Consider the following 19,057-nt stretch of genomic DNA (forward strand, 5'->3'; position numbering starts at 1 on the left):
TATAAAAAAAACTACGGAAATTATTTCCGCAGTTTTTTTATCAAAATTATACTTGTGCTTCGTCTTTATTCTTTTTCTTTTCTTTATATGTTTTCAAAACGCCTTTTTTCTTCAGCTCTTTTTCTTTTAAATCCACCCACAGTTGAGTAGCAATGAAGATTGAAGAATAAACGCCACATAATAGACCGATTAACAACGCAATAGAGAATGTTCGAATTGCTTCACTACCGAAAATACAAAGTGCAATAACAGCGACTAGTACTGTTAAGATTGTATTAATCGAACGAATCAATGTCTGGCGAATACTGATATTTGCAATTTCTTCAATATCCTCAATTGTTCGAAGTTGTCGTTTTTTCATTAGATTTTCACGAACACGGTCGAATGTAACAATTGTATCATTTATCGAGTATCCGATAATTGTTAATACGGCAGCAATAAAGGTCAAATCTACTTCTAATCGAAGAACACTAAATAACGTTATGATGAAGAAAGCATCATGTAATAAAGCTATAACGGCTGGTACACCCATTCTCCATTCAAATCGTACAGATACATATAGAATAATCCCAATAGAAGCGATAATAACAGAAATAAAGGCATTTTTCGCAAGCTCTTTACCTACTGTTGGAGAAACCGCACTTACATTTGGTTCATGTCCATATTTATCCTTGAAATAAGATTTCACTTCTAGAATTTCTTTCTTATCTAGCGTATCTACTGTTCGAATAACAGCTGTTTTATTGTTATCACCAGAGAAGACGATATCGTCACCTTTTATTTTCAGTTCATTCAAATCTGATTTAATCTGTTGCTCTGAAATAACTTTATTAGAAGTTACCTCTAAACGAGTACCACTAGTAAAGTCGATTCCTAAATTCAACTTAAATACGAACAAGAAAATAATCCCAATAATCGTTACAGCAACTGATAAGGAATAAAAGATCTTACGTCTCTTAACAAAATCAAACTTATCAAATTTAGTTGGTAAGTGTAAAGTATCATTGAAATCTTTTAGGTTGTGAATTTCTTTTTTATTCACACCGAACCAACCTGGACGTTTGTTTAGGAAGTTACTATTAATCCATAGTCCCATAAATAAACGTGTTCCGAATACATTTGTTAAAACACTCATGAAAATACTGATAATAAGCATTGTAGCAAAACCTTTTACAGAACTATTACCATAAAAGAACATAACAGCTGCAGCAAGTAACGTTGTAATATTTGCATCAATAATTGTACCTAACGAATGCTTATTACCAATTTTATAAGCCGATTTAATGCTTCTACCTACACGAATTTCATCCTTTATCCTCTCATACGTGATTATATTCGCATCGACGGCCATACCTACCCCTAATATTAAGGCAGCTATTCCTGGCAGTGTTAAGACAGCATGCATCCAATTAAATACTAACATTATTAAATAAATATAAACAGACAATGTAATAATCGCAATAATACCTGGGAAGCGATACACAGCTACCATAAATATAAAGATTGCAGCAATACCAATGATTCCAGCTAGAATTGTTTTATCTAAAGCAGTTTGTCCAAATTGAGCACCTACTGAAGATGAATAGATTTCTTCTAAATCAACTGGTAAAGCCCCTGCGTTTAGCATATTTGCTAAATTTTGTGCTTCTTTTATTGTAAAATTACCCGTAATTAAAACGGTATTTTGATCAAATACTTGGCTAACACGAGGAGCAGAAATTAAATTACTTTGCTCTTCTCCCTTACTTAGCGAGTTTTTACCTTCTTCAAAATCTAACCAAATAGCTAGTACATTTGTTGGTTCTGGCATAGAGGAAATCTTTTGAGTTACTTCTTTAAACTTTTTAGCATCCTTTAAAGTGACTTCAACAACAGGGCTACTTGTGTTTCCATCAAAAGTTTGCTTCGCACCATTTTCTTTCAAATCTTTACCTGTTAACATTTCTTTATCATTATAATCTCTGAAAGAAAGCTTAGCAGAAGTAGAAAGAATTTCTCGAGCGTTATTTTGATCTTTAACACCAGCTAATTGAACACGAATTCGATTCGTACCTTCAATTTGAATGCTAGGTTCACTTACTCCTAGTACGTTAACTCGTCGTTCTAGAGCAGCGACCGTGCTTTTTAAAACGTCATCCGTAACCTTAGAGTTATCTTCCGTTTTAACTTCATATAAAACTTCAAATCCACCTTGAAGGTCTAAACCAAGTTTTACATCTTTCAAAATTCCATTTGTTGTCGTTCCCATCACTGAAAAAATCAAAATGACAAGAAGAAGGAACGAAACAATTCTTGATCTTTTAACCATTATGTATAAGCCTCCTTAAAACTTTTAGGCCTGATCTTGCAGTATGAAAGAAATGATTATTATAGTTCATCAAATAATGATTTCATAGAGAAAGATATGGCACAAACAAAAAAGCAATCCATTTTCCATTTATTAAAACAGATCAAATTATATAGACATTTTTTTGAAATTCGTAATAAATCTCCTACATTATTATGATTCAATTTTTTTCGACTGTCAATTTTAGATTGTTATCAAATATGCGATTATTATGTAAATAAATCCCTAAAAGAATCTAAATCAGGTACATTATTTTTCTGTGCTTCTTTAAACGCTTCGACTGTTGCATAATGCATATACTCCCCTATTTTCACGGACAAAACATCATTTACTAACTGATGAAGTAACGCATCCTCGTTTGCTTTTTTCCATTTTTTCTTCGTCATAAAATCCCAAATATAGTCGTCTGTTACTTCTGTATATCCTAGTAGTATGAACTCTTCACGTTTACTTTGTAATGCCGGTTGTAATTTTGAACGATACTTTTCAAAACAATGACTTTTCTTCATCGCGTCCCTTTCTCCTTCATTTACAAGAATATACAGCTAGTTTGTCATGCTTTGTCCACCTTGTTGCATATAGTTAATAATAGATGATTATGACTATTTTGAGAAGGCAGGGAATACTAAAATGTCAAAGTTTTTTCAAGGTACCTTAATCCTGCTTACTGCCGGGTTAATCACTAGAGTATTAGGATTTATTAATCGAATTGTCGTTGCACGGGTTATCGGAGGAGAAGGTGTAGGCTTATATATGATGGCTCTACCATCTCTATTTCTTGTTATTACAATTACTCAACTCGGCTTACCAGTTGCCATTGCTAAATTTGTTGCTGAAGCAAATGCTGTAAGAGATGAAAAACGAATTAAAAAAATCCTTGTAGTTTCACTGAGTGTAACATTAGGTTTATCGGTAATTTTCACTCCCGCATTAATGCTTTTAGCTCCATGGCTATCACAAAATCTTTTTACAGACGATCGAATTTATTGGCCATTATTAACCATCACACCGATTATTCCAATTGTAGCTGTATCCGCTGTAATCAGAGGTTATTTTCAAGGAAAACAAAATATGAAACCTTCTGCCTATTCACAAATATTAGAGCAAATAATTCGGATTGCTCTAATCGCCTTTATGACAAAAGCTTTTCTTCCATATGGTATTGAATACGCCGCTGCAGCAGCCATGTTTTCTTCTGTAATTGGTGAGTTAGCTTCCTTAACTTATTTATTGACATTATTTAAATTAAAAAAGCATTTCAGATTTCGAAAAAACTTCTTTTTACAGGTATCAAATGGCAAGGAAACTCTTAAGCAATTACTAAGTATTGCCTTACCTTCAACAGGAAGCCGATTAATTAGTAATATTTCTTGGTTCTTCGAGCCTATCGTTGTAGCACAAAGCTTAGCGATTGCAGGTGTATCTACCGCTCTTGCAACTTCGCAATACGGTGAGCTTATGGGATACGCATGGCCACTGCTCATGCTTCCTTCTTTTATTACAATGGCTTTATCAACATCTCTCGTACCTGCTATTAGTGAGGCACAAGCTGTTGGAAATATTAAATTAGTGTCTCATCGTCTTCATCAAGCATTACGTATAACCTTTTTTACTGGCTGTTTAGCAATCGTCATTCTTTTCGTTTTTGCAGACCCTATTATGAACTTAATGTACGGAAAAACAAACGCGGCTATATTCATTACATATCTTGCACCTATCTGTATATTTGCCTATTATCAAATGCCCTTACAATCTGTGCTACAAGCATTAAATTTAGCCAGAGCAGCAATGATGAATAGTTTGATTGGGGCTATTGTTAAGCTTGCCTTAATTTTTATCCTTTCATCACAGCCACAGCTAGGAATAATGGGAACAGCTATGGGATTTGCGGCCAGCATTGTCCTTGTAACTTTTTTACATTTTGCAACTGTAGCTAAACGGATTCCGATTTTTTTAGAGTTCCGTAGCTATATATTAACGATTATCATCACTGTTATTTCAGGATGGACAGGTCATATGTTTTATAAATATATAGAGGTTACATCTTCGCTATATATCGCCATAGCCATTACAGTTTTGATCTTTATGACTCTATCTTTAATGTTAAAAGTGATTACTTTGAAGGAGATTCGATCTTTTCTACCTTTTAAACGTTAAGATTCCAACTCATCAATATAAAGTTCACCTTTATCTCCGAAGCTACAGTAAGAAATATTTTGTACCTGATTATAGCCTTGTTTTTGTAGCTGTTGCATTAACCATTCATTCGTTACATTCAAAAACGATAAATTTTCTTCTTGTACTTTACCATCAAGTATTAATGGAAGAGGTAAAGGTGTATTGTTCTTATTTGATGAGGAGGGCTTTTTCATAACAGATAATTCACCAGAAGGCTCCAAGATCGCATATTGAATGTCTGCTACGTTAAAAACATCTTTTTCTCGTAATTGCTCCAATAAATCATCAAAATTATATCTTTGTTTTCGCATTGCCCTTTCATCAATTTTCCCATTATTGATGATAATAGTCGGTGTACCATCAATTAGATTCCTGAATTTTTGGCTTTTTAATGAAATAAGAGACAATACAATTTGAATGATTAATAAAATAATCATAGGCAAAATCGCTTCAAATAACGGGAGTTTCAGATCATCTATTGCTACTACTGCTAACTCTGCAATCATCATAAAGACAATTAAATCTAGCACACTTAATTCTGCAATCTCCCTTTTTCCCATTAAGCGAAAAATAAGCAGAATAATAAAATACAGAAAAACCGTTCTTACAGAAATAAAAATCATACTTTCCACTTGTTAATTCCTCTCTTACGAAAATAATCATCATTAGTTTCCCACAGTTTTTGTAAAACATTACGCAATTATTGTTCTCCTATAAATGAAGACAGTTCTATTTGACTCAACCGCCTCATATGCTTGTACAAAAGGGAATTTTCATAGTTTAGAAAGGAGTTTCAATATGGAAACGAAAAAAATGGGATCTGCCATCCTTTACGGTACCATAACGATTTTTATATTTGCTCTAATTTTCAGCCTAATCTTTTCAATTTTATTACGCTTCACTGCTTTAACCGAATCTTCACTTTCATATATCATTTTAATTTTATCATTCATTTCTATTTTTATCGGAGGAATCATTTCAGGAGGAAAAGGAAAAAAACAAGGATGGCTGGTTGGTGGAGGCACTGGTTTATTATATACCCTCATCATTCTATTATTTCAGTATCTTGGCCATGACACTTCCTTTACAGCTAGAGAGTGGATTCAATCACTTTGTTATATTCTAATAAGTATGATGGGCGGTATCTTAGGGGTTAATATATCCGGAGGAACCGAGAAATAAGAACAGCGTAAACGCAGTTGTTACAAGGAGCAGAGGTTAAAAGCACCACTCCTGAGGCAACGCCTCTGTGACCTACATCCTGTAAGGCCTCCCGACCAACAGAAGACAAAAATAAAGAGGATGTCCAAAAGCAAAAAACTTTTGAACATCCTCTTTTTCATATCAACCAATAGTAGTACTCTTCTCAACAACATCACGAATTGCTGCGCGATCATATGTAAGACGGCTACCATCACCACATTTAATTACGATTGTACTTTCGTCAATCGAATCAACAAAACCATGTAATCCACCGATTGTAACGATTTTGTCACCTTTTTGAAGTTCATTTTGCATTGTTTGTACAGCTTTTTGCCTTTTTTGTTGAGGACGAATTAGTAAGAAGTAAAACAATACGAACATCAATAATAGTGGTCCAATCGTTGCTAATGTATTTGCCATAATTCCACTCCTTTCATTTAATAATATATAAGATTTTTAGAAATTCTTCGCATTCGGCTTGTTGAAACCATATTGTTCGAAAAACTCTTCTTTGAAGTCACCCAAACGATCATCCATAATCGCTTGACGGACTTGCTTCATTAAGTTTAACAGAAAATATAGGTTATGATAAGTAGTTAATCGAATTCCGAATGTTTCGTCACATCTTATTAAGTGGCGAATATACGCTCTACTGTAATTTCTGCACACATGACAATTACAATTTTCATCAAGAGGGCCAAAATCACGTGCATATTTTGCATTCTTAACGACTAAACGGCCATTACTAGTCATCAAAGTACCATTTCGCGCAATTCGAGTCGGTAATACACAGTCAAACATATCTACACCACGTAGTGCTCCATCTACTAGAGAGTCAGGAGATCCTACACCCATTAAATAGCGAGGTTTATCACTTGGTAATAGCGGAGTTGTATACTCTAACATTCTATTCATAATATCTTTTGGTTCTCCAACTGATAGACCACCAATTGCATATCCAGGGAAATCTAGTGAAACTAAATCTCTTGCACTTTGTTTACGAAGTTCTTCATATTCTCCACCTTGAACAATTCCGAACAACCCTTGATCATTTGGACGTTGATGTGCCTTCAAACATCTTTCAGCCCAACGTGAAGTTCTTTCAACAGACTTTTTCATATAATCAAAAGTAGCTGGAAATGGTGGGCATTCATCGAATGCCATCATAATATCCGAACCTAGAGCGTTTTGAATTTCCATTGCTTTTTCTGGTGATAAAAATAATTTATCTCCATTTAAATGATTTCTAAAATGAACACCTTCTTCTTCAATTCTTCGGAAATCACTTAAACTAAAAACTTGGAAACCACCTGAATCTGTAAGAATAGCACGATCCCAGTTCATAAACTTGTGTAAACCACCAGCTTCTTTAATGATATCATGTCCTGGTCGAAGCCATAAATGATACGTATTACTTAATATGATGCCCGCTCCAAGTTCTTTTAAATCCTCAGGTGACATTGTTTTTACCGTAGCTAGTGTTCCAACTGGCATAAAGCAAGGGGTATCAAAAGAGCCGTGAGGAGTATGTACTCTTCCTAATCTTGCCCCTGTTTGCTTACACGTTTTAATCAGTTCATAGCGAATTGCTGTCAAATTTATTTCTTCCCTTCTCTTTTTTCAACTTACATAATTAACATGGCATCGCCAAAACTAAAAAAGCGATATTCTTTTTCTACAGCTTTTTTGTAGGCAGCCAGTACATGTTCACGACCTGCTAACGCACTAATCAACATCATAAGCGTTGACTTTGGCAGGTGAAAATTCGTAATCATAGCATTAATAGCTTTAAATTCATAGCCTGGAAAAATAAAAATATCTGTCCAGCCACTTTCTGCGACAAAATGACCATTATGTCTGCTTGCAATTGTTTCTAATGTTCTAGTTGAAGTTGTTCCGACTGTGATGATACGCCCACCTTTAGATTTCACGGAATTTAATAAATCCGCTGTTTCTTCTGTCATATGATAATACTCAGCATGCATATCATGATCAGCAATATCCTCGACACTAACTGGTCGGAATGTCCCTAAACCTACATGAAGCGTGATAAAAGCAACATGCACACCTTTATTACGCACTTCATCTAATAGTCTTTCAGTAAAATGCAAACCAGCCGTTGGAGCTGCCGCTGATCCTCGCTCTTTAGCGTACACAGTTTGGTAACGGTCTTGTTCCGCTAATTGCTCTTTTATATATGGAGGAAGAGGCATTGTACCTAGTTGATCTAGTATTTCATAAAAAACACCATCATATTCGAATTTTACGATTCGACCACCTTGTTCTAACTCATCTTGACAAACTGCTTTAAGTGCACCATCACCAAAAACAATTGTTGTCCCTTTTCGAACGCGCTTCGCCGGCTTAACCAACACTTCCCAAACATCTTCCTCATCTTGCTTTAACAGAAGCATTTCAACTTTAGCCCCTGTGTCTTCCTTCATACCAAAAAGCCTTGCAGGTAATACTTTTGTATCGTTTAACACAATACAATCTCCCGGATTTAAATGTTCAACAATATTACTGAACACTTCGTCTGATGTTTCACCTGTTTGCTTATTTAATACCATTAAACGACTTGCTTCCCTATTTTTCAGAGGCGTTTGTGCAATTAATTCCTCTGGTAAATGGAAGTCAAATAAATCGACTTTCAATGTTGTCACATCCTGTTTTCATGTATGTCACTTTATCTAAGCTTTCCTATAATAAAAAGAATAGCAGATATAAGTACGCTAACTATTATACTCGTTACAATCGGAAAGTAAAAAGTTGCGTTTTCCTTTTTAATAACAATATCTCCTGGCAAACGACCTAGTTTAATAAACTGCATAAAAAAACCAAGAACCAAAAGCACGCCACCGATAATCATCAACAATTTTGGTAAGGAATTCATGATTCTGGTATCTCCATTCCAAAATGGTGATAAGCTGCTGAGGTAGCTATTCTACCACGAGGAGTTCGCTGTAAAAAACCGATTTGTAAAAGATAAGGCTCATACACATCTTCAATGGTAGTAGATTCCTCACCAATACTGGCTGCTATCGTTTCTACCCCAACTGGACCACCGCGGAATTTTTCAATAATTCCTTTTAATAGTTTATGATCAATATGATCTAACCCTAATCGATCTACTTGCATCAATTCTAATGAGTAGCGAGCAAGCTCAATCGTTATATCTCCTGAACCTTTTACTTGAGCAAAATCACGTACTCTCCTTAGTAAACGATTTGCAATCCTTGGTGTTCCCCTCGATCTTCGCGCAATTTCAAGTGCAGCCACATCATCTAACTCTGTTTGTAAAATTTCTGCTGTCCTTGAAACGATGCATTTTAATTGTTCCTCTGTATAATACTCTAACCGACTTAATACACCAAAACGATCACGTAGTGGTGCTGATAATGATCCTGCTCGAGTAGTAGCCCCTACTAATGTAAACGGAGGTAAATCTAGACGTACGCTTCTAGCCTGTGGACCTTTTCCAAGAACGATATCTAAGCAATAATCCTCCATAGCAGGGTATAATACTTCTTCAACGGTACGTGGTAAACGATGTATTTCGTCAATAAACAGTACATCTCCTGGTTCTAGAGCTGTTAGGATAGCTGCTAAATCACCAGGTCTTTCAATAGCAGGTCCAGACGTAGTTCGTATATTAACTCCCATTTCGTTGGCAATAATGGTTGCAAGCGTTGTTTTTCCTAATCCTGGAGGGCCGTAAAGAAGAACATGATCAAGTGTTTCTTGTCGCATTCTTGCAGCTTCAATAAATACTTGTAAGTTTTCTTTTACTTTACTCTGCCCAATGTACTGCTGAAGCTGCTGGGGGCGCAAGTTTTGCTCAAAGGATAATTCTTCTGACTCGACCTCTGATTGAACAATACGTTCTTCCACACATTCCACCTCCTATTTTAAAAGCAATTGTAACGCCATCTTAATATATTCTTCTGTAGTTTTATGTTCTTTCTGAAGAGCTTTACTAACTTTAGTTATTTCACGATCGGAATATCCTAATGCTTTTAGTGCTTCCATTGCTTCTTCTAATTCATCATTATTTCCACGATGAGTAGTTTCAAGTGCGTTATTAAATAAATTTGGGAAATAATCTGGCACGATATTTTCTAGCTTTCCTTTTAAATCTAATATCATTTGGGCAGCGGTTTTTTTTCCAACTCCCGGAAACTTAACTAGGAATTTATCATCTTCATTTTCTATAGCTTGGACTACTTGTTCAACTTGACCTGAAGCAAGTATAGCCAGAGCCCCTTTTGGTCCGATCCCTGTAACATTTAGTAGCTTTTCAAATAACGCTTTTTCTTCCTGTGTTTTAAAACCATAGAGTGCTATAATATCTTCTCTTACATAATGATACGTATAAACTTTTATCGTCTGATCACTTATAGAAAAAACAAAAGGATTAGGTGCCATTATCCGATACCCGATCCCACCATTTTCAATAACAATATAATGTGGTCCAACAAATTGAACCGAACCTTTAATATAATCGTACAAACTGCTTCGCTCCAATCTTTTTCTGTAAATCATTGTATCATAAATCACATAAAAAAAACCGAACAAGCATTTTTTTTATAAGAAAAGCATCAATCTCTCATTTCAATGATATTACTTTTTTTATAGTCTTTATTTCCTATAAATAAGTAGTAAGATCTCACTTTTACGTATCAACAGCAACTATCTTAATAAAAAAGCTTGATAGTTTAAAATTGAAACATCAAGCTTTTTGTCATTACTCCATATATTGTTCAAATACTTCTAACACAGATTCGTAATGTTTTTTATCTTTCACTGGTATACCTTCGACTAGCTCATTATGTTTTTTCGTTTCTAGCATTTCCACATCAATTTGAAAAAAGGATTGAATGACATCTGAATGTATAGGCTTCCCATTAAAAATCGATAAAGTACCATCCTCGGTAATTCCAAAATATCCATTTGCTTTTAACAATGGGGAAATATCATTAATTTTCTTTTGAAAAACAAGTTCTTTATCATTTTGCAAAACAAGCTCCCAATCTTTATATACTTCTTTAATTTCAGATACAGAGCCTACTTCCTTTACAATCGTCTCTTCTCCCATTTCTCCATCTAGGTATAATCTTTGTAAAGTTATTTTACGAATTTGATCTGCATATACAGAAGAATATTCACGTTCACTCCAAGCTGAAAACAAAAACAAGCCAATTACGCTGATAATAGCCGTTAAATATAGATGTTTACTAATACGTCTTTTGTGCATGGTTTCACCTCTAGTTTAACAATCTTTTTCATCATTAAACTAGGTTTCCCATTACAATGAATATTATTCTTGCGCTATATTTAATTTTACTATTGTGTTATAGTTCTTTGCTTTTAAAAGCTCTAATTCGTTCATTTTCCGTTAACGAGTGTCAAGATTCTAACTGTAGGTTTTATCTTTCTCTCTTTTCCGTCAAAAATCTCACGGATTTTAACCATTCATTTCTTGTTACAAATTAACTGCAATTAAAAATGGTTATTTAATCAGTTTGACGATATCTTTATAAATTTTCATTCTTTGCTTCGCTTCCTCAACAGTTAATTTCCAAACAGAATGGAGGTATCCTTGATCAAAGAATAAATCTTCTCTTACAATCCGATTCCACTCTCTAAATATATCTGTTGGAAATGTTAAGGCATATAAAAAAGCCGTATTCTCTTTGTATTTTTGGAGTTGTTTGTAACTCCATAATTCATTACTGTCACGAATATCTGGCATAATACGATTACAATATTGAAGATAATCAAGTAAAGGTGGCGCTTTACTAATTAAATCAAAATCAATTAAATACAAAACGCCATCGTTTCTATAAAAGAAATTATGGTGAGCTACATCACCATGTACGATACAATTTTTCTCTTTGTATAATAATTTCTCGTATTTTTCTAATCCTTTAAGTGAAAACTCTCCCCAATTAATCCATGATTGTAGATAATCAGACGAGACATATTTATTTATAATATGTTTGTTTCTCTTGAAATCTTTCAACCTTTCCTTCCATTTTTCTAATTGGTCAAAATGCTTTATAGATATTTCATCATAGAAATTACTTGTGGCATTATGAAAATCCTTAAGTATCTTTAACCCTTCTTTTCTACAGGTTAAAGATTCAAAAGTGAATTTATCTTTTTGGGGCTTAATATATTCAATCCAAGCATATATTTCACCATCATAAGAAAATGGAGCAAATTGATCAATAAAGTCATACGTACGATTAAAGCCATGTCGTTTTAATAACTTTGTTAGTTTTCTCTGAGCATCGTATTTTTTACGGCTTGAGAATCCCTTTACTACATATTTTTTGTGGTTCGTAGTTACAAAATATACATTATCTCTAACTTTCAATGCTTTTCTCAAGCCAGTACCACTATCCCTAGTACTTTTTAACAACCGACGGTGAAATTCATGACTTTCTTCGGAATATGAGCTACTCATAGGCTTTCATCCGCATATCTAGGCATCTTTAACGCATCTAGAGCATCCCCATCTTGAATTTGTTCTATATTCATTTCTTCTGCACTTAAATCAGTAGCATAATCGATTTCGTAGCTTTGAAAGTGCTTTTCTTCATAATTCATCATTTGATTATTTTGGTAAGGTTGCATCATAGATCTCATTTGATTTTGATATGGTTCTTGCTGCATACCATTCATTTGCTGAAACGACTGTGGTCGCATACCATCCATCGGCTGCTGATACGCTGATTGCCGCATACTACCCATCGATGCTTGATACATCGGTTGCTGCATACCGCTCATCGGTTGCTGAGATGCTGGTTGCTGCTGCATGCCACCCATCGGTTGTTGATACGCTGGTTGCTGCATACCACCCATCGGTTGTTGATACGCTGGTTGCTGCTGCATGCCACCCATCGGTTGTTGATACGCTGGTTGCTGCTGCATGCCACCCATCGGTTGTTGGTACGCTGGTTGCTGCTGCATGCCACCCATCGGTTGTTGGTATGCTGGTTGCTGCTGCATGCTACCCATCGGTTGTTGGTATGCTGGTTGCTGCTGCATGCCACCCATCGGTTGTTGGTATGCTGGTTGCTGCATACTACCCATCAGTTGCTGCGAAAACTGTTGTTGCATTGATTCCATTTCTATATTCATAGATTCTTGCATAGATGGAAAGTTCATATTTTGATTAGGATAAAATTTGGGTTGATTTCCATAATAGTCATTTGCAGTTTGATGCGGTGTTGGAGCCATTGATTCGGAATCTCCACAACCACAATCATCTTGATCTTCCATATGAACTTGCGCATGTAGTCCAGGGTGTGAAGATGACTCAAAATGATGATGTAAACCATGCGGTGATACTTCTGGTACGTGTCCCATGTACTCATGAGGAAACGGCATACCATATTGCTGGTGCATTTGTTGCTGTGAAGTTGGCATATTTGCTCCAGGCTGGTGGTAATACATGTTCGCATGTGGTTCACACATACTTGAGCTTTCCTCCATATACATTGGATGTATCATAAAGGATGGTGCCGGACCACAAAAATGATGATGCATCGGCATAAAGGGTGGACAAAAACCCGGTCCTGGCATCATTGGAGTTATTGGCACACACTCTTCTTGAGCTACTTGCATTTGTGGCTGATATGGCATTGGTGTTGGAGCAATGTTTGGTTGCACTTCTTTCACAGGTTGACTAACTGGTGCTGGTGGTTGTTCGACTGTCATATTGGCCATATTAACCATGTAATTATTATTCATTTCCACTTCAGGAATCACCGGAGAAGGCATTACAGGTTTTTGCTGCACGATAGGTGCTGCCTTTTTAGGAGTTGGTGCAATAATTGGTAATGGAACTTCTTTTACTGGAGTTGGTGCTACAATTGGCTTTGGCGTTTCTTTTACTGGAGCTGTTTTGGCAATTGGCTTTGGCGTTTCTTTTACTGGAGCTGTTTTGGCAATCGGCTTTGGTGCTTCTTTTGCTGGAGCTGTTTTGACAATTGGCTTTGGTACTTCTTTTACTGGAGCTGTTTTGGCAATCGGCTTTGGTGCTTCTTTAACAGGTGGAGTTGTTACGTTAGCTTTTGGTGCCTCTTTTATAGGCATAGTTTGTGTTCCTGTAATCGGTGCTTCTTTTTTAGCCTTTGATCCAACGTTAATAATTGTATTCGATTTAGTTGTTGATGGCGCTTTTCCAGAACCCATGCCAGGAATTTTAATTTTCATTCCAGGCATAATCATGTCAGGATTACTTAGCTGAGAATTTAACTTTTTTAACTCGTCAAATTTCACGCCGTACTTTTTTGCGAGTTTCCAAAGTGTATCTCCTTTTTGGACAATGTGTATCTTCACAATGCTTCCCTCCTATGCAAATGTCCATATATACTATGAAAAAATAGGCAAAATGCTAATCTTTTTCAAGAAAACTTATGCAAAGAGATGAACAAATATGTGTATCAGCTGCTTTCATTCAATACGTGAAGAGATAATTTAAAAAACACACTTTGAAATTATTGTAACATTAAATCACCATCGCAAACTGTCTATTATATCAATTCTAAATATTCATTAATAAAAAAGCGTTATATATCTCTTTCAAGAAAACAATCTGTTAAGCTATGTTATTACTTTTTATCGGACTGTTTTCTAAAGATTTTTGTTTTTTCGTCCAATTCGTTCACTTGGCGCTCAAAGTGCCAATCGCACGTCTCACGCCACGCGGAAAGCTAGTATCCTAGGGTAAATAAATAAAGGTGACTTCAAAACAGCTTTTTGCGAAGTCACCTTTTCTACATATATTAATATCTTTTTTGTGATGAAACTCTCTTTTTATTCGATGTAAATTTTTTTATAAGGATATAGCCCACTATAACAACCACTAATCCTCCAACAAGCGGAAATGAATATTCATCAAATATTTGACCAGCTTGCTCCCAATTTTCACCCAATTTTTTTCCTAAATACAGATAAAAATATGTAATAGGATACATCGCTAAAAAGGTATACACACTAAACTTCATGACATTCATTTTTGTCATCCCACACGGAATAGAAATAGCTGTTCGAACGACCGGTAAAAAACGAGCAAAGAAAGCTACTCCTGGACCATACTTCTCAAAAAATTGATCGGATGCTTTAATTTGCTTTTCATTCACTAAAAAAAACTTCCCGTATTTCACAACTAGCGGTCTACCACCATATCTTCCTAACGCATATAAAGTAAGTGGACCAAGAGTACCTCCCACTGTACCAGCTAATGCTAACAAATGAATATTATACTCTCCTTGTGATACCCAATATCCAGCCATCGGTAATACAATCTCAGCAGGAATAAACTCAAAACAAAGGGCTAATAAAACGCCAAAATAGCCAAATTGTTGAAAAAAATCTATGAACATTACAATATATTCTGACACGCCATCCCTCTCCTAAAATCCTAATCAAGATCTTTTCGTTTGACCTTCATAAATGTAATGATAAACAAGTAACAAACTCACTACAGTTCTAAAAGCCTTAATTTTATTGACAAAATTATTTAGAAAACAAATCTCAATAGATTTGCTTTCTTCCTTTAAAAGTTATAAGACAAATACCCTTCTAGCCATTATACACTTCTAAATTGAAAACCACTTTATTTTCGCATAATTTTCAACAAATTTCATCTTTTTTATATATTAGGAGTGTAAAATTTACAATTTCTTAACAAAAGTAAAAAACAAAATGAAAAGAAGTGTACCGTTTAAAAATCTGTTGGTACACCCCTTACAATTAAAAAGCAATGAAAATATTATTCCCTTTTAATATATTACGAACGTTCTAACATTCGATTGATTGCCAATTGTGCTTCTTCAGCAGTTTTCTGATCAACACGAATCACATTAACTGGATTATTTTCCACTATGCTATCTAAACTCCATAATAGATGTCTTGCATCAATTCGATTCATTGTTAAGCACGGACACATGTATGGATTTAAGGAAATAATAGTTTTATCACGATGACGATCAATAAGTCTTTTTACTAAATTCATCTCAGTTCCAATTGCCCATTGTGTGCCAGCAGATGCTTTTTCAATACAATCAATAATATATTTTGTACTTCCGTTATAGTCTGATAGTTCCACCACTTCCCTCGTACATTCTGGATGTACAAGCACATTAATGTTTGGGTATTTTTCACGTACTTGTTGAACGTTTTCAACAGTAAAATTTTCATGAACTGAACAATGGCCTTTCCAGAGAATCATTCTACTATTCTTTGCTTTTCCCTCATCTTGTAGTTCATTTTTGATTGGATCCCAAATAATCATCTGGTCGAGCGGAATTCCAAGATCCCATGCCGTATTTCTTCCCAAATGTTGATCAGGAAGAAAAAGAATTTTTTCCTTTTGACTAAAGGCCCATGTTAACATTTCTTTTGCATTAGAAGAAGTTACCGTAGCTCCACCATTTCGACCAACAAATGCTTTTATATCAGCTGTTGAATTTACATAGGTTAATGGAATAATAGTATCTCCAAATCTATGTTGCAATTCCTTCCATGCTACTTCCATTTGTTGAATATTAGCCATATCCGCCATGGAACAGCCGGCTCTCATATCAGGAAGCAACACCTTTTGATGCTCCTTTGTTAAAATGTCTGCTGTTTCAGCCATAAAATGGACCCCACAAAAAACGATATAAGATGCTTTAGCTTGTTTAGCTGAAATTTGTGCTAATTGCAACGAATCTCCAGTAGAATGACAATATTGTATGACTTCTTCACGTTGATAATGATGGCCAGGAATAAATAAATCATCTCCTAATTGTGCCTTTACTTCCTTAATTCGTTCATGTATTTCATTTTCAGACATTTGCTTATATTTTTCAGGTAGATGTGTCTGATTCATTATTTCTTCAAGCATACTCATGAATATTCTCCTTTTTTTCTAAAAAATTCACTTTTGCGCTAATATCAAGAGCTTTAGCCGAATGAGTTAAACAACCCAAGGAAATATAATTTACTCCTGTATTCCGATATAAATGTAAGGTTTCTAAAGTTATTCCACCAGAAGCTTCTGTTACAATATTTGCGGGAACTAACTTTACATACTCTTGAATCTGTTGCGGCGTGCAATTATCAAACATTATAACGTCAGCCCCGGCAGCGACTGCTTCTAATACTTCCTCTTTTGTAGATGTTTCTACTTCGATTTTTACCATATGACCGACTTCTTCTTTAGCTTTCGTAATAGCCTTTGTAATACCACCCATAAAATCAATATGATTATCTTTAATCATTACACCATCGTATAAGCCATAGCGATGATTACTTACTCCTCCACAGCGAACAGCATACTTTTCAAGCATTCGTAATCCTGGTGTTGTTTTTCTGGTATCACATGCTTTCGTAGAACTTTCTTTTAAAATTTGATAAGCCTTATTAGCTTCTGTTGCAATTCCACTCATTCGCTGAATAAGATTTAAAATCACTCTTTCTCCCATTAAAAGTGAAGATATTTCCCCATGAATTTCTGCTAATTTTTGTCCCACTTCAATTCGTTCACCATCCTGAACAAATAACATAACTTTAATTTGATCATTTATTACATGGAACCCCGTACGAATGACTTCCTCTCCACAAAAGATTCCACTTTGTTTTGCTAGAAACGTAAATTTTCCTTTTTCATTTCCTTGAAATAAAGCATTTGAGGTAAGGTCTCTTTCACCGATATCTTCTATAAAAAAAGCATGTAGTAATTCTTTAAGCTTTAACTTGTTCATAAACTACACTCCCTTCCATATCTATTAAGCTCATAACTATTGACGCATCCTGCCATTCTCGTTTTTCCATATCATAATCTATTCGAAAGTGTCCACCCCTACTTTCCTTACGTAGTAAAGCGGATTTCACTATACAGATGGCTGTTAACAACATAAATGCCGTTGATACTTCTTCTTTTGTTAACGAGCATAAATTATGGGACAGTATTTCTTCAGCACTGTACTGCTGAAGCCAGTTAAACATCTGTGATAACCCTTCTTCATTTCTAACAATTCCTACATATTTGAACATATTTCTCTTCATTTCCATAACATTCGGAAGTTTAAGAGATTGGCATACATCAAATGATTGTTCCATTCTAATCATTTGATGTTTAGGTAATTGCTGTATATAATTACCCACATCTTTCCCAAAAACCAATCCTTCTAGTAAAGAATTACTTGCTAAACGATTTGCTCCATGTACACCTGTACATGCTACCTCTCCTACTGCAAACAATCCTTGTACATTCGTTTGTCCATATTCGTTTGTTTCAACTCCACCCATAATAAAATGGCTGGCTGGTGCTACAGGAATAATCCCATCCTTCCAATTCAATCCATACTGTTCACATAAAGAACTAATGGTCGGAAATTTTTCGGAAAAATGATCAATTGAAGAAATATCAAGATATATGTCATTCCCTTTATTCATATACGAAAAAATCGTTTGAGCTACTACATGACGAGGAGCTAAATCTTTTAAATCATGGACTCCCTCCATGATTAACTTGCCTTCCGCTGTTACTAATTTCGCTCCTTCACCTCTAACAGCTTCTGACACTAACCCCCGAACTTTTCCATCTATATATAAACCAGTGGGATGAAATTGTATAAACTCCATATCTTTTAATCTAGCTCCTGCTTTTAGAGCTAGAGCAAATCCATCTCCTATAGCATTCTTGCCATTTGTACTAAACGGATATAAAGTTCCGCATCCTCCAGTTGCTAATACAGTTTGTGAAGCATAATACTTATTTATTCGACCTTCAGCATTCATGGAATAAACTCCTAAACAGCTTCCATCCTCTCCTAGGATTACATCCACTACCATTTCATTTTCTCGTATATCGATGTTAGAACTATATGCTTGATTTATTAAAAATTCTGCTAGTTCCTTCCCAGTTGAATCACCTTTACTATGTAAGATCCGCCTTTTACTATGAGCTCCCTCTAAACCATATAAAATTTGATTATAATGGTCACGATCAAATTGCATGCCTTGTGCTATTAATTCATTTACAACCTCTCCACCTTGAGAAACAAGGTGATGAACTGCATTTTCATTATTATGGAATCTCCCTGCTTCAATCGTATCTTGTAAATGGCTTGCAATATGATCACTTTTTGCGTGTACAGCAGCAATTCCCCCTTGGGCTAAATAAGTACTGCTGCTTCTTACATTTGTTTTCGTTAAAAGGACAACCTTTTTCGTTTTACTCGCGTGTAAAGCTGTTTGTAATGCAGCTACTCCACTGCCAACAAGTAAAACATCATAATTCATTTTATTCATCATTACCCTCCTAAACGA

General features: G+C 35.2%; 18 protein-coding genes. 2 read left to right on the forward strand and 16 right to left on the reverse strand.

The window, feature by feature from the left end; all coding sequences use genetic code 11:
- Positions 1 to 46: 46 nt before the first annotated feature.
- Entirely contained in the window at positions 47 to 2,308 is a 2,262-nt protein-coding gene (gene secDF, locus BN349_RS12835) for a protein translocase subunit SecDF (RefSeq protein WP_019242728.1), read from the reverse strand.
- A gap of 248 nt (positions 2,309 to 2,556) precedes the next feature.
- Positions 2,557 to 2,856 (reverse strand): post-transcriptional regulator, encoded by a 300-nt coding sequence (locus BN349_RS12840; RefSeq protein WP_019242729.1) that lies wholly within the window; start codon positions 2,854 to 2,856, stop codon positions 2,557 to 2,559.
- A gap of 121 nt (positions 2,857 to 2,977) precedes the next feature.
- On the opposite strand from BN349_RS12840, the gene spoVB reads away from it, so the two are divergent.
- Positions 2,978 to 4,504, forward strand: a complete 1,527-nt coding sequence (spoVB, locus tag BN349_RS12845; protein WP_019242730.1) for a stage V sporulation protein B — start codon at positions 2,978 to 2,980, stop codon at positions 4,502 to 4,504.
- Here spoVB and BN349_RS12850 read toward each other — a convergent pair.
- Positions 4,501 to 5,148: a YetF domain-containing protein gene (locus tag BN349_RS12850; RefSeq protein WP_019242731.1), complete on the reverse strand. Its 648-nt coding sequence runs from the start codon at positions 5,146 to 5,148 to the stop codon at positions 4,501 to 4,503. The genes spoVB and BN349_RS12850 overlap by 4 nt on opposite strands.
- Before the next feature lie 175 nt (positions 5,149 to 5,323).
- Here BN349_RS12850 and BN349_RS12860 point away from each other — a divergent pair, with 175 nt between their 5' ends.
- Complete coding sequence (locus BN349_RS12860) at positions 5,324 to 5,707, forward strand: TIGR04086 family membrane protein (RefSeq protein ID WP_019242732.1); 384 nt, start codon at positions 5,324 to 5,326, stop codon at positions 5,705 to 5,707.
- Between the two features lie 162 nt (positions 5,708 to 5,869).
- Here BN349_RS12860 and yajC read toward each other — a convergent pair whose 3' ends face one another.
- The 13 genes from yajC to nadB all read right to left on the reverse strand — a co-directional run bounded on the left by yajC (position 5,870) and on the right by nadB (position 19,039).
- A complete protein-coding gene (gene yajC / locus BN349_RS12865; RefSeq protein ID WP_019242733.1) occupies positions 5,870 to 6,148 on the reverse strand; it encodes a preprotein translocase subunit YajC in 279 nt (92 codons plus the stop codon).
- A 36-nt stretch (positions 6,149 to 6,184) separates the two neighbouring features.
- Positions 6,185 to 7,324 (reverse strand): tRNA guanosine(34) transglycosylase Tgt, encoded by a 1,140-nt coding sequence (gene tgt, locus BN349_RS12870; RefSeq protein ID WP_019242734.1) that lies wholly within the window; start codon positions 7,322 to 7,324, stop codon positions 6,185 to 6,187.
- A gap of 29 nt (positions 7,325 to 7,353) precedes the next feature.
- Positions 7,354 to 8,382, reverse strand: coding sequence for a tRNA preQ1(34) S-adenosylmethionine ribosyltransferase-isomerase QueA (queA, locus tag BN349_RS12875; protein ID WP_019242735.1), 1,029 nt, complete (start codon positions 8,380 to 8,382; stop codon positions 7,354 to 7,356).
- Between the two features lie 32 nt (positions 8,383 to 8,414).
- Complete coding sequence (locus BN349_RS12880; RefSeq protein WP_019242736.1) at positions 8,415 to 8,621, reverse strand: DUF2905 domain-containing protein; 207 nt, start codon at positions 8,619 to 8,621, stop codon at positions 8,415 to 8,417.
- Positions 8,618 to 9,619 (reverse strand): Holliday junction branch migration DNA helicase RuvB, encoded by a 1,002-nt coding sequence (gene ruvB, locus BN349_RS12885; protein ID WP_019242737.1) that lies wholly within the window; start codon positions 9,617 to 9,619, stop codon positions 8,618 to 8,620. The genes BN349_RS12880 and ruvB overlap by 4 nt, the downstream gene beginning before the upstream one ends.
- A 12-nt stretch (positions 9,620 to 9,631) precedes the next feature.
- Positions 9,632 to 10,237, reverse strand: coding sequence for a Holliday junction branch migration protein RuvA (ruvA, locus tag BN349_RS12890; RefSeq protein ID WP_019242738.1), 606 nt, complete (start codon positions 10,235 to 10,237; stop codon positions 9,632 to 9,634).
- Between the two features lie 235 nt (positions 10,238 to 10,472).
- Positions 10,473 to 10,982, reverse strand: coding sequence for a BofC C-terminal domain-containing protein (locus tag BN349_RS12895; RefSeq protein WP_019242739.1), 510 nt, complete (start codon positions 10,980 to 10,982; stop codon positions 10,473 to 10,475).
- Positions 10,983 to 11,237: 255 nt separating this feature from the next.
- Positions 11,238 to 12,197, reverse strand: a complete 960-nt coding sequence (locus BN349_RS23925) for an aminoglycoside phosphotransferase family protein (protein ID WP_019242740.1) — start codon at positions 12,195 to 12,197, stop codon at positions 11,238 to 11,240.
- Complete coding sequence (gene safA / locus BN349_RS26765) at positions 12,194 to 14,077, reverse strand: SafA/ExsA family spore coat assembly protein (protein ID WP_019242741.1); 1,884 nt, start codon at positions 14,075 to 14,077, stop codon at positions 12,194 to 12,196. The genes BN349_RS23925 and safA overlap by 4 nt, the downstream gene beginning before the upstream one ends.
- A gap of 446 nt (positions 14,078 to 14,523) precedes the next feature.
- Complete coding sequence (locus BN349_RS12910; RefSeq protein ID WP_019242742.1) at positions 14,524 to 15,141, reverse strand: DedA family protein; 618 nt, start codon at positions 15,139 to 15,141, stop codon at positions 14,524 to 14,526.
- A 389-nt stretch (positions 15,142 to 15,530) separates the two neighbouring features.
- A complete protein-coding gene (nadA, locus tag BN349_RS12915; RefSeq protein WP_019242743.1) occupies positions 15,531 to 16,634 on the reverse strand; it encodes a quinolinate synthase NadA in 1,104 nt (367 codons plus the stop codon).
- The gene (nadC, locus tag BN349_RS12920) at positions 16,621 to 17,487 is read right to left on the reverse strand and encodes a carboxylating nicotinate-nucleotide diphosphorylase (protein WP_019242744.1); all 867 of its coding nucleotides are present in this window, start codon (positions 17,485 to 17,487) and stop codon (positions 16,621 to 16,623) included. Before nadC ends, nadA begins: the two co-directional genes overlap by 14 nt.
- The gene (nadB, locus tag BN349_RS12925; protein ID WP_019242745.1) at positions 17,468 to 19,039 is read right to left on the reverse strand and encodes an L-aspartate oxidase; all 1,572 of its coding nucleotides are present in this window, start codon (positions 19,037 to 19,039) and stop codon (positions 17,468 to 17,470) included. The genes nadC and nadB overlap by 20 nt, the downstream gene beginning before the upstream one ends.
- Between the last annotated feature and the right edge of the window lie 18 nt (positions 19,040 to 19,057).

It is taken from the genome of Bacillus sp. AP8 (genome assembly GCF_000321185.1).
Classification (GTDB): Bacteria; Bacillota; Bacilli; order Bacillales; family DSM-1321; genus Bacillus_AD; species Bacillus_AD massilioanorexius.

Coding starts and splice junctions, on each gene's coding strand:
- BN349_RS12850 (WP_019242731.1), bottom strand. CDS start 5,148: ATGATTTTTATTTCTGTAAGAACGGTTTTTCTGTATTTTATTATTCTG.
- secDF (WP_019242728.1), bottom strand. CDS start 2,308: ATGGTTAAAAGATCAAGAATTGTTTCGTTCCTTCTTCTTGTCATTTTG.
- yajC (WP_019242733.1), bottom strand. CDS start 6,148: ATGGCAAATACATTAGCAACGATTGGACCACTATTATTGATGTTCGTA.
- nadC (WP_019242744.1), bottom strand. CDS start 17,487: ATGAACAAGTTAAAGCTTAAAGAATTACTACATGCTTTTTTTATAGAA.
- nadA (WP_019242743.1), bottom strand. CDS start 16,634: ATGAGTATGCTTGAAGAAATAATGAATCAGACACATCTACCTGAAAAA.
- BN349_RS23925 (WP_019242740.1), bottom strand. CDS start 12,197: ATGAGTAGCTCATATTCCGAAGAAAGTCATGAATTTCACCGTCGGTTG.
- nadB (WP_019242745.1), bottom strand. CDS start 19,039: ATGAATAAAATGAATTATGATGTTTTACTTGTTGGCAGTGGAGTAGCT.
- BN349_RS12840 (WP_019242729.1), bottom strand. CDS start 2,856: ATGAAGAAAAGTCATTGTTTTGAAAAGTATCGTTCAAAATTACAACCG.
- spoVB (WP_019242730.1), top strand. CDS start 2,978: ATGTCAAAGTTTTTTCAAGGTACCTTAATCCTGCTTACTGCCGGGTTA.
- BN349_RS12895 (WP_019242739.1), bottom strand. CDS start 10,982: ATGCACAAAAGACGTATTAGTAAACATCTATATTTAACGGCTATTATC.
- BN349_RS12880 (WP_019242736.1), bottom strand. CDS start 8,621: ATGAATTCCTTACCAAAATTGTTGATGATTATCGGTGGCGTGCTTTTG.
- BN349_RS12860 (WP_019242732.1), top strand. CDS start 5,324: ATGGAAACGAAAAAAATGGGATCTGCCATCCTTTACGGTACCATAACG.